The organism is Aerococcus sp. UMB1112A (assembly GCF_030230715.1).
Lineage (GTDB): Bacteria > Bacillota > Bacilli > Lactobacillales > Aerococcaceae > Aerococcus.
The window spans coordinates 147673-158515 of the sequence record NZ_JASPDS010000004.1 but is presented as its reverse complement, the minus strand read 5'-3'; the positions used below and the strand labels follow the sequence as shown (position 1 = coordinate 158515).

The 10843-nt window shown below is 52.3% G+C and carries 9 protein-coding genes; all 9 read left to right on the top strand.

Annotated features, from left to right (window positions below; all coding sequences use genetic code 11):
• Positions 1-306: 306 nt before the first annotated feature.
• The 9 genes from rimM to QP860_RS03985 all read left to right on the top strand — a co-directional run bounded on the left by rimM (position 307) and on the right by QP860_RS03985 (position 10644).
• Positions 307-831: a ribosome maturation factor RimM gene (gene rimM / locus QP860_RS04025; RefSeq protein WP_284912234.1), complete on the top strand. Its 525-nt coding sequence runs from the start codon at positions 307-309 to the stop codon at positions 829-831.
• A complete protein-coding gene (gene trmD / locus QP860_RS04020; protein ID WP_284912233.1) occupies positions 831-1577 on the top strand; it encodes a tRNA (guanosine(37)-N1)-methyltransferase TrmD in 747 nt (248 codons plus the stop codon). Before rimM ends, trmD begins: the two co-directional genes overlap by 1 nt.
• Positions 1578-1728: 151 nt before the next feature.
• Positions 1729-3072 (top strand): NAD(P)/FAD-dependent oxidoreductase, encoded by a 1344-nt coding sequence (locus QP860_RS04015; RefSeq protein ID WP_284912232.1) that lies wholly within the window; start codon positions 1729-1731, stop codon positions 3070-3072.
• The gene (locus tag QP860_RS04010; protein ID WP_284912231.1) at positions 3062-4486 is read left to right on the top strand and encodes an AcpB/EbpR/MafR family transcriptional regulator; all 1425 of its coding nucleotides are present in this window, start codon (positions 3062-3064) and stop codon (positions 4484-4486) included. Before QP860_RS04015 ends, QP860_RS04010 begins: the two co-directional genes overlap by 11 nt.
• Positions 4487-5441: 955 nt before the next feature.
• Positions 5442-6950 carry a glycerol kinase GlpK gene (gene glpK, locus QP860_RS04005; protein WP_284912230.1) on the top strand — a complete coding sequence of 503 codons (1509 nt, stop codon included), beginning with the start codon at positions 5442-5444 and terminating at the stop codon, positions 6948-6950.
• A gap of 25 nt (positions 6951-6975) precedes the next feature.
• Positions 6976-8808, top strand: coding sequence for a type 1 glycerol-3-phosphate oxidase (glpO, locus tag QP860_RS04000; RefSeq protein WP_284912229.1), 1833 nt, complete (start codon positions 6976-6978; stop codon positions 8806-8808).
• Positions 8809-8820: 12 nt separating this feature from the next.
• Positions 8821-9531, top strand: a complete 711-nt coding sequence (locus QP860_RS03995; RefSeq protein ID WP_284912228.1) for an MIP/aquaporin family protein — start codon at positions 8821-8823, stop codon at positions 9529-9531.
• A gap of 496 nt (positions 9532-10027) precedes the next feature.
• Positions 10028-10240, top strand: coding sequence for a hypothetical protein (locus QP860_RS03990; protein ID WP_284912227.1), 213 nt, complete (start codon positions 10028-10030; stop codon positions 10238-10240).
• A gap of 245 nt (positions 10241-10485) precedes the next feature.
• The gene (locus QP860_RS03985) at positions 10486-10644 is read left to right on the top strand and encodes a glycine zipper domain-containing protein (protein WP_070617598.1); all 159 of its coding nucleotides are present in this window, start codon (positions 10486-10488) and stop codon (positions 10642-10644) included.
• The last annotated feature ends 199 nt before the right edge of the window (positions 10645-10843 follow it).

Genomic DNA, 10843 nt, shown 5'->3' with positions numbered 1-10843 from the left:
CTTTCGTGTCACTTCACAAGTCTCCGCCGCAGTCTTGCAGACTGCTCTGGTGACTTGCTCCAGTGAACGAAAGCTAAGCGCCAGCCCTCACACCCTGAAGCTTGCTTGTTCATGGCTAACGATCAAATTCAAAACTTCACTCCTGCTTAAAATAAATGGTATAGAAAATCTTTTTTTACTATCATTTACTAGTAAAAAACACATTTGTCTAGACTGAAGCCTAGCCTCTATCTATTTAAGACTAAACAAAGCTTGTCTATTTTTAGCAAAACCAACAATCAAAACCATTAAAGGGAGGTCATGCAGATGACAGAGACTTATTATCAGGTGGGCAAATTGGTCAATACCCACGGCATCCGTGGCGATGTCCGGGTGATTTCGTCCACCGATTTTCCAGACCAGCGCTACCAGCCAGGGAGCCGGTTGACCCTCTTCGACAAGGGCCAAGCGGTGGAGGAGGTGGAAGTGGATAAGCACTACGTCCACAAGAACTTCCACATCCTCCACTTCAAGGGCTATCCCTCCATTAACGATGTGGAACGTTTCAAGGGCATGGTGCTCATGGTCGCAGGGGAGGACCGCGAAGACGACCTGGAAGAGGGGGCCTTCTACTATGAAGACATTATCGGCTTGGAAGTGCGGACCACAGAGGGTGAGCGTCTGGGCCGGGTCCGTGAGATTACAGCGCTTGGTCCCAATGACGTCTGGCATGTCCAACGCTTTGCCAAGGGAGCAGACATCCTCCTCCCTTACATCGAAGACGTGGTCAAGGAGGTCAACTTGGACGAGGGCTATGTCCTGATTGACCCCATGGAAGGACTGATCGACTAATGCAGATTGACGTCTTAAGCCTATTCCCCGAAATGTTTGCGCCCCTGACCCAGTCCATCATCGGCAAGGCCCAGGAAAAAGGCCTGGTGGATATCCGGATCACCGACTTCCGCCAATACGCCGAAAATAAACACGGTCATGTGGACGACTATCCCTTTGGCGGTGGAGCCGGCATGCTGCTCCAGGTGGGGCCCATCTACCAAGCCCTCGAGGCTATCAAGGCCAGCCATCCCGACACCGACAAGCGGGTCATTCTCTTGGATCCAGCTGGGAAGACCTTCGACCAGTCTCAAGCCGAATCCTTGGCCCAGGCCGACCACTTGATCTTTATCTGTGGCCACTATGAGGGCTATGACGAGCGTATCCGCCACTATGTCACGGATGAAATCTCCCTGGGCGACTTTGTCCTAACTGGGGGTGAATTGGGCGCCATGGCTGTCATCGACGCCACCGTCCGCCTCCTGGATGATGCTGTCGGCAATGCCGAATCGGTGGTGGAAGATTCTTTCTCCACCGGGCTCTTGGAGCACCCCCAATACACCCGGCCGCGCGAATTCAATGGTATGACCGTGCCCGATGTTCTGCTGAGCGGCGACCACGCCAAGATCGCCGACTGGAAGCAAAAAGAATCCCTGCGTCGGACCCTAGAACGCCGTCCCGACCTGCTCGAGGACTACGAACTCTCCAACCAAGAAAAAATCTGGTTGGCTGATATCCAGGCGGACCAGGAAGAAAATAATGAATAAACCGTATGGAACCGGGTAAATTTGCCCGGTTTTTTATCTACTAGGCTTGCCTTGCTTCTAACTAAGGGAGTCAATGCTACAATCTCTTTTGCTTTTCTCTAATTGGCTCTCTATAATAGGAAGCAAGTTGAAGACAAGAGGAGGGACAAGCATGCAAATTGTAATTATTGGTGGCTCTTTTGCGGGGCTAGAGGCGGCTTTGACCTGCCGGGAAGAGTATCCGGAAGCGGAGGTCAAGCTTTTTGAAGCTGGGGAGGAATTGGCCTTTAGCCCGAACAGCTTGAGGGAGGTCTTGACGGGTCACTTGGCGGACTTGAGCCAGGGAGCGACCGTCAGCCTTGGCCAGCTTGAGTTACAGAAGATTGACTGCCACTTGCAAGCGCCAGTCCAGGCGATCCAGGTCGAGGACCGGACCATAACTTACCAGGAGGACGGAAAAGTATCCCAGCAGCCTTATGACTACCTGGTCTTAGCTATGGGCAGCCAGGTCTATCCTAAAGATTTGAGCTCCGACCAGGCCCAGCGTTTGATCCGGACCAAGGACCGTGCGACCAGCCAACAGAGTCAGAAAATTATTAAGCAAGTGGACCATATTCTAGTGGTTGGGGGCGGTCCTATCGGCATTGAGGCTGCCGTCCTCTACCGCCAGCTGGGTAAGCAAGTAACTTTAATCGAGGCTGGCCCCTATCTGGCCTACAAGCTCTTTGACCCCTGGCTGGGCGACCGGCTCCAAGACCAGCTCATCCAGCTGGGCGTCCAGGTCCACTGCCAGGCGACCTACCAAACTTTTGAAGCGGACACGAGCGGCGTCCAGGTCCAGACCCAGCAGGCGACCTACCTGGCAGATGCGGTTCACTTTGCTATCAACTTGGCGCCGCGGACAGAACTTGTCCAGGACCAGCTTGTCCTTAACCCGGACGGGACCATCTGGGTAGATGCCTACTTGCGGACTTCAGCTCCTGGTGTCTTTGCCTGTGGGGACCTGGTCCGCCTGCCATTGGGTCCGGAGAAGTCTCAGACCTACCTGCCCCTGGTCAGCCATGCCAAGCAGACAGGGCGGCTAGCCGCCTTGAACTTGGAGGCAGCTCGCTATCCAGTGCCGGTTTCTCAGAGGACTGAGGCCTTGACCTTGGACCAGAAGATTTATTTTACCGGTGGGATCAGCCAGACCGAGGCGGACTACCAGGACCTGGCCTATTGCCTGACCCGCTATGAGAGTGACGGGCTGGCTATCCAGATCATTAGTGAACAAGCCACGGGCAAAATCTTGGGCCTCCAAGCCTGCCTATCCGACCAATCGACGGGTCAAATGGTCCTGGTCTTGATGGCAACAGCCCTCCAGGCGGGACTGACCGACCACTTCCTGAGCCTTCAAGCCAATCTCTACCAGGGGCGCCAGGCCTTGATCGATCCGGACTGGTTCCAGGCCATCGGTCAACACTGGCGGAGTCGGCGCCGAATCTTAGACGGAGAGGAGGGCGACCATGCAGATTAGTCAATTGATGGAACGCAGCCAGGCTGCGACCTACCAAGTCGTCCACCAGCTCATCCAGCAAGCTGGCCCCCTGCCGATTAAGACGCTCAAAGACCAGGTCGACCTCTCCCAAGCTACCCTAGACAAGTACCTGCGTGCTATCCAGGAAGCCGGCCAAGCAGGGGAGATGGATTGGCGCTTGGACTGGCAGGACGACCAGGTCAATCTCTGGCTGGACCAGCACCTATCCCAAGAAGAGATTCTGGCCTATTTTCTCCAGGATAGCATCAAGTACCAGGTCTTAGACTACTTATTTGAGAAGGGAGAATTCGCCATTAACCAACTGGCCGACCAGCTCCTCGTTTCTGAAGCCACCCTCAACCGAAACCTGGCCCAGCTCAACCAGGATCTCCAGGAATTTGGCCTGCAAATAAGAAACGGCCGGCTCAAGGGCCCCCACCACCAGGTCCTCTACTTCTACTACCAGCTCTATACAAGCAGCCTGCCGCCAGCAACTAAGGACGGGCTCATTAAGCAATACGGTCTCAAAGCCTACCTGCCTTATTTTGAGAAGATTAACAAGGGCACCTTCACGCCGCGCGGGGAAGACCGGCTGGCTCTCTGGCTCTATGTGACCCAGCGCCTGGCTCGCTTCAATGACCGCGATTATGGCGCTCTCTACCAGCTGACTGCCGACCTCCAGGACCGTCCCTTCTACCAGCGGGCCCGCCAGCACCTCCTCCGCTACCAGTCCCACCTGGCCCGCGACTTCCAAGAGGGCGACCTGGTCAGCCATGTCCTCTTCCTCAGCTCCCACTACCTGCTCTCACCCAGCGTCAACGAACAATTCCTGGGCTACGGCGGCCCCATCATGGCAGCCACCAGCCAGACCGTCCGCCTACTCAACCAGCACCAAGCCCTGGACAAGCGAGAAAAGGCCCGGATCGTCTATGAAGCCGGCCAGTCCCATTCGGCCCTCAGCTACTTCCGGGGTGCCCTCCTCCAAGGGCCTCTGCCTGATGCGAACAGTCCTTATGCCCAGGCTGCCCGGGACCTCCTAGCCCAAGTCGTGCCCAAGACCCTGCCCATCAGCCTAGATGACCGAGGCGACCTCCTGACCTGGGTCCAGTGGAAGTGGGGCCAGACCCTGGAGACGCTCGATCTGAGAGAAGAAGCCGTCTACCAAGTCGCTGTCCGCCTGGATCCCTTGACCAACCTGGATCGAAAGACCATGTTGGAATTACGCCAACAGCTTGAAATCCACCGCCGGCTCAGTCTGGACCCCTACCAGGAAGGCATGGCCTACGACTTCCTCATCAGTGACTACCGCCAAGCCGACGACAATCCCCAAACCAGCTATTACCTCGACCAGCCCTTAACCCCCTACGACCTCAAATCCCTCAAACAGGTCTTCCAGCAAAAAGTTGCACCTTAAGAGGTGCGTTTGGCTAGGAAAATAAGAAAAGAAAAAGGATGATGCCCAAACTTGGACCTCATCCTTTTGGCTTATTCTGAGCATCAAGCTTCCTTTGTAAATCGTGGCAGCGTTTAATCGTCAAGTAATTAGAGATAATCAAGACAAGAATCGCTATCATCTGTAGGGTATCTTTCAAGAGTAATCACTCCTTTGCTAGTCATGTTTCTTGTAAGGAAATAGCCAAACAAGTAAGATAATAAATAATAGGCTAATTATAATTTTTAAGACTAGGGGGAAGGAACTTGTGACATCTCGAATCGCTTGTCCCCAGTTCGGGTTAATAAATAATCGAATAAAATGATCGATTGTAAAAATACTGACAATTAACCAAAACGAAATTTTTTTGTATTTTTCCATAAACAAATCATTCCTCAAAGCAATTAATCTCTGGGCTTAGCTACATCCTCACCCTAACAAAAATGAAAAAAGACCACAAAAATTATATTCTCAACCCATTAGACTAAGACTATGCGAAAAGGATTAATCCCAGTCTCTGAAGCCCAAGTACACCTCAAATTTTCATCGTCTAATTTTTAAAAATTTATCTCTATTTTTAAACAAGCAAAGATTATATTTTGCCATCTATTTGTGAGCAGGAGTGGAGCTTGAAAGGGGTCGTTAGCCGTGAAAAAGCAAGCATTATGAATTACGGCTAGTTGGCGATAGCCTTACTAGCCGTTTGAAGAATGCTAGGTGAGGGACCTTGGCCCGAACCGGTGCCACGGCTCTTTAACGATCACTTTCAAGACGGAACGCATGCTCACCAGCAGGATTAATAAAGCAACTCCATAGGAACTATCAGCTTTTTTCAAAATCCTAAAAAAGTTAAGACCATCTATGTAAGCGCTAACGCTATAATATAGACAGAACTTAGAAATCAAGTCCAATTCTATTTGAACAATAGGAGGTTAAGATGGAAAAATATATTATGGCCATTGACCAGGGCACCACGTCCACCCGGGCAATTATCTACAACCACCAGGGTGAGAATGTGGGCTCCTACCAAAAAGAATTCGAACAAATCTTCCCCCATGCTGGCTGGGTGGAGCACAATGCTAACCAGATCTGGAATTCCGTCCAGTCTGTGATTGCCGGAGCCTTTATCGAGTCCGGACTCAAGCCCGAACAAATTGAGGGGATTGGGATCACCAACCAGCGGGAAACGACCGTCATCTGGGACAAGGAGACGGGGCTTCCTATCTACAATGCCATTGTCTGGCAGTCTCGGCAGACCGCAGCCATCGCCAACCAGCTCAAGGCAGCGGGACATACGGAGATGATCCGCCAGAAGACGGGCCTGGTGATCGACGCCTACTTCTCCGCGACCAAGATTCGCTGGATTTTAGACCATGTGGATGGGGCCCAGGAACGCGCGGAGAAGGGCGACCTCCTCTTCGGGACCATTGATTCCTGGATTGTCTGGAAGCTGACCGATGGCAAGTGCCACGTGACCGATTACTCCAATGCGGCCCGGACCATGCTCTTTAACCTGAAAGAACTCGACTGGGACCAAGAAATTCTCGACTTGCTCAATATCCCCCGCTGCATGCTGCCGGAAGTCAAGTCCAATTCCGAGGTCTACGGCCACACCATTCCCTTCCACTTCTACGGGGCGGAAGTTCCTATCGCTGGAATGGCGGGGGACCAGCAGGCTGCCCTCTTCGGCCAGCTTGCTTTTGAGCCTGGGATGGTCAAGAACACATACGGGACCGGGGCCTTCATTATTATGAATACCGGTGAAGACTTCCAGCTCTCGGACAACCGCCTGATCACGACCATAGCTTATGGGATCGATGGCAAGATCCACTATGCCTTAGAGGGGTCCATCTTCGTGGCAGGGTCTGCCATCCAGTGGCTGCGGGATGGGATGCGGCTGATCCAGTCCTCGCCGGAATCCGAGGACCTGGCCCAAGCCTCCACCAGTGAGGATGAGGTCTATGTAGTCCCTGCCTTTACCGGCCTGGGCGCCCCTTACTGGAATTCTGATGCCCGGGGCTCAGTCTTTGGCCTGACCCGGGGAACTAGCCGGGAGGACTTCGTCAAGGCGACCCTCCAGTCTTTGGCCTACCAGACCCGAGACATTATCGATACCATGGAGAAGGACACGGGCATGCCCATCAATGTCCTCAAGGTGGACGGTGGGGCGGCCATGAACAACTACCTCATGCAGTTCCAAGCCGATATCTTAGGGATTGAGATTGCCCGGGCCCAAAACCTGGAAACCACGGCCCTGGGTGCGGCCTTCCTGGCAGGTCTGGCAGTGGGCTACTGGGAAGATCTGGAGGAACTGAAGACCCTCAATGCGGTCGACCAAGCCTTCAACCCATCCATGAACAATGCCCGCAAGGAACAACTCTACAAGGGCTGGACCCGGGCTGTTAAAGCCACCCAGGTCTTTGCCGATACAAGTGATGAAGCGTAGGATAATCTTTAGAGGAGGATAAACCATGAAATTTTCATACCAAAGCCGTCAACAAGCCATTCAAAAGATGCAGGACCGGGAACTTGACTTGCTCGTGATCGGTGGGGGGATTACCGGGGCCGGTGTCGCCCTCCAAGCGGCCGCGTCAGGCCTAGAAACCGGTCTGATTGAGATGCAGGACTTCGCTGAAGGAACTTCCAGCCGGTCGACCAAGCTCGTCCACGGGGGGATCCGCTACCTCAAACACTTCGACGTGGAAGTTGTATCCGATACCGTCAAGGAAAGGGCCGTGGTCCAACAGATCGCTCCCCACATTCCTAAGCCCGACCCCATGATTTTGCCAGTCTATGATGAAGAAGGGGCAACCTTCAACCTCTTCCGGCTCAAAGTGGCCATGGACCTCTACGACCTCCTGGCAGGTATCCAGACCTCGCCTTATGCCAACAAGGTCCTCTCCAAGGAAGAAGTCCTGGCTGAAGAACCTGCCCTTAAAGCAGAAGGCTTACTGGGTGGGGGCCGCTACCTCGACTTCAACAACAGCGACATCCGTCTCGTGATCGAAAACATTAAGCGGGCCCAAGACGACGGTGCCCTAGTCGCCAGCCGGGTCCAAGCAGTGGGTTATACTTATAATGAAGCCGGCGAAATTACTGGTGTCCGCGCCTTGGATCGTTTGACCGACCAAGAATTCGAGATCAAGGCACGGGTGGTCATCAATACGACAGGGCCATGGTCCGATAAGACCCGGAACTTAGACCGGTCGGACCAAGAAGCCATCCACCAAATGCGGCCTACCAAGGGCGTCCACCTGGTTATCGATTCCGCCAAGCTCAAGGTCAACCATCCCGTCTACTTCGACAGCGGCCACAATGACGGCCGGATGATCTTTGTCATTCCAAGAGAGAATAAGACCTACTTCGGAACCACCGACACCGACTACCAAGGCGACCTCAAGCACCCCCAAGTCACCCAAGAAGACGTGGACTATCTCCTGGCAGCTGTCAACGGCCGCTTCCCAGATGCGGACATTAGCCTAGAGGATGTGGAATCCTCCTGGGCAGGGCTCCGGCCACTTCTCGCTGGCAACTCGTCTTCCGACTACAACGGGGGCGATAGCGGCAAGCTGACCGACGACAGCTTCGACCAATTGATCCAATCAGTCCAAGCCTATCTCAAGGAGGAACAGACCCGCGAACAAGTCGAAGGCGTCGTGGCTAACCTGGAAGGCAGCCTGTCCGAACAACAATTGAAACCTTCCGAAGTCTCCCGGGGTTCTGACCTCTCCATTGATGACAATGGCCTGATTACTTTGGCTGGCGGCAAGATCACCGACTACCGCAAGATGGCAGCCGGTGCTCTGGAGAAGATTATCGGCATCCTGGCTGACAAGTTCGACCGCCACTTCCGAGCCATCAACTCCCGGACCTATCCAGTCTCAGGTGGGGAAATCAACCCCGACAATATCGAGCGCGAATTCGAAGCCTATGCCCAAATTGGCGTTAGCCGCGGCTTGACCAATGAGGAAGCCTATGAAATTGCTGCCCTCTACGGGTCCAACGCTCCCCAAGTCTTCCAATTGGTCGACCAAATCGACAAGGATGACCGTTTAACCCTCAAGGAAAATGTCATGCTGGCCTATGCCATGGCTTATGAGATGACCCTGACCCCAGTGGACTACTTCCTGCGCCGGACCAACTACCTGCTTTTCAAGCGGGATGAAGTGGACCATATGATCGCACCGGTCTTAGACATCATGGCAGCAGCCTATGATTGGACAGCAGAAGAAAAACAAGCTCAGCTGGACCAATTACAAGCCACCATTGAAGAAAACGACCTGGCCCAGCTTAAGGCCAAGTAAGGAGGGACCACCATGCCCACAGATGTACTCGGAGAATTTCTCGGCACGGCCTTCCTGGTCCTCCTAGGGGACGGGGTGGTGGCCAATGTCAGCCTAGACCGGACCAAGGGCAAGGACGCGGGTTGGCTGACCATCACCATCGGCTGGGGCCTGGCCGTCGCCATTGCCGCCTATGCCACCGGTCACATGGGACCAGCCCATCTCAACCCAGCCGTTAGCTTGGCCTTTGCCCTGAGAGGGGCAATCAGTTGGGGGACCTTCCTGGCCTATACCATCGCCCAGGTCCTGGGAGCTGTTTTAGGCGCAGTCGGCGTCTGGCTCCTCTACCGGCCCCACTATGCCCAGACCGAAGATCCAGATACTATCCTGGGAACCTTCGCTACGGCACCGGCTATCGATTCACCCCTGGATAATGTGATTGCGGAAGTGATTGGGACTTTCATCCTGGCCTACGGTATTATGGCCTTCGCCTACACCGACATGGCACCGGGAATCAGTACCGCTGTAGTCTCTGCCTTGATCGTGAGCATCGGGGTCTCCCTGGGTGGCCCCACTGGCTATGCCATCAACCCGGCCCGGGACTTTGGCCCCCGCCTGGCCCACAGCTTCCTGCCCATCCCTCATAAGGGGGCTAGCCAGTGGTCCTATGCCTGGGTGCCGATTATTGGCCCCATGTTAGGGGGCTTATTGGCAGCAGGACTGGATGTTTTGATTAATGCATAGAGTGAATGGAAGAGTCGGCCTTGGGGGCTGGCTCTTTTAATTTGGCTTGGATTGGGATTGTGCTGGTGAGCATGCGTTCCGTCTTGAGTTTGATCGTTAAATGTTTAAAGGATCAACACGGCTGAAGCCGTCTTGTACTTTATCCGTAAGTCGCTAAAGCTCCAACGGCTAAAGCATAGCACCGGCTCGAGCCTTGGTCTCTCGCCTAGCGAGAGTCAAACGGAGAGTAAGGCTTGCGCCAACTCTCCATAATTCGCTTCGCTTTCTTTTTCATGGCTAACGATCAAACTCAAGCTCCACTTCTGCTCACGATTGAATTGCTGCCAAATCAAAAAGATGCGTGTAATATGAGTAATTGATAAATAGAATGGTGCTGGTGAGGATCTGCTTTGCTTTCTTATCTGCTTCTTATTACATTTGACGAGCAGCTTGAAAAGCTTTAAAGTGAATTTATAAGATGGATTTATGATTCTTTTAAAGTCAAGGAGGAGTGGTAATGAAGGATAACTTGGAATTGTGGATTGGTTTAGGATTAATTTTTGGAGTAGTTATTGGTGTATTAACAGGTAGACTCGGGATTGGAATAAGCTTTGGTTTAATCATCGGAGCTTCTTTAGGTGTTGCTTTGAAGGGGATGAATAGCCTGAGTCTTAGTACTCTCTTGCGCAAGATGCGATTAGATGTTATGGGATATAAAGGTCAGCTTTAAGCTGACTTTTTTAATTTGGCTTGAGATTGTGCTAGTGAGCATGCGTTCCATCTTGACTTTGATCGTTAAATGTTTATATGAAATCTGACTTGAGCAAATGAAATTGTGGTTGTTATGGTGGCTTGTGCTTATTAATTTACTGCGAGTTATTGAGCTTTTATTTATAATTGACGAAGGGTTTGGAAAGGTTTACAGTAGGAGTGTAAGGTGAATCAGAATCGTTTTTGCCATGGAGGTGGCTGATTATGAAGGATAGTATGGGTTTGTGGATTGGTTTAGGTTTGTTTTTTGGGGCGATCTTTGGTTTGGTGACAGATAAAATGGCTGTTGGCATAGGAGTCGGCCTAGCAATTGGCGTTTCCTTGGGAGCGGCAAAAGAAAAGAATAAAGCTTCTAAGAAATAGGGTTAAAATATACAAAAAAGGTCAGTGATCTTGTCTAGGGCACTGGCTGGATACGATCGATTGATGGAGTCGCCCTTGAGCTGACTCTTTTTTATTAATTCAAGACAGCAAATATAATAGCCTTTGCTTATATATATATATATATATATAAATTAGATCTATTTGTAATAAATAAAACCAATATTGATTGACAGGGGAA

Bases quoted from the DNA above. Each gene is read 5' to 3' on its own strand.
- rimM (WP_284912234.1), top strand. From the start codon at position 307: ATGACAGAGACTTATTATCAGGTGGGCAAATTGGTCAATACCCACGGC.
- trmD (WP_284912233.1), top strand. From the start codon at position 831: ATGCAGATTGACGTCTTAAGCCTATTCCCCGAAATGTTTGCGCCCCTG.
- QP860_RS03985 (WP_070617598.1), top strand. From the start codon at position 10,486: ATGAAGGATAGTATGGGTTTGTGGATTGGTTTAGGTTTGTTTTTTGGG.
- glpK (WP_284912230.1), top strand. From the start codon at position 5,442: ATGGAAAAATATATTATGGCCATTGACCAGGGCACCACGTCCACCCGG.
- glpO (WP_284912229.1), top strand. From the start codon at position 6,976: ATGAAATTTTCATACCAAAGCCGTCAACAAGCCATTCAAAAGATGCAG.
- QP860_RS03990 (WP_284912227.1), top strand. From the start codon at position 10,028: ATGAAGGATAACTTGGAATTGTGGATTGGTTTAGGATTAATTTTTGGA.
- QP860_RS03995 (WP_284912228.1), top strand. From the start codon at position 8,821: ATGCCCACAGATGTACTCGGAGAATTTCTCGGCACGGCCTTCCTGGTC.
- QP860_RS04010 (WP_284912231.1), top strand. From the start codon at position 3,062: ATGCAGATTAGTCAATTGATGGAACGCAGCCAGGCTGCGACCTACCAA.
- QP860_RS04015 (WP_284912232.1), top strand. From the start codon at position 1,729: ATGCAAATTGTAATTATTGGTGGCTCTTTTGCGGGGCTAGAGGCGGCT.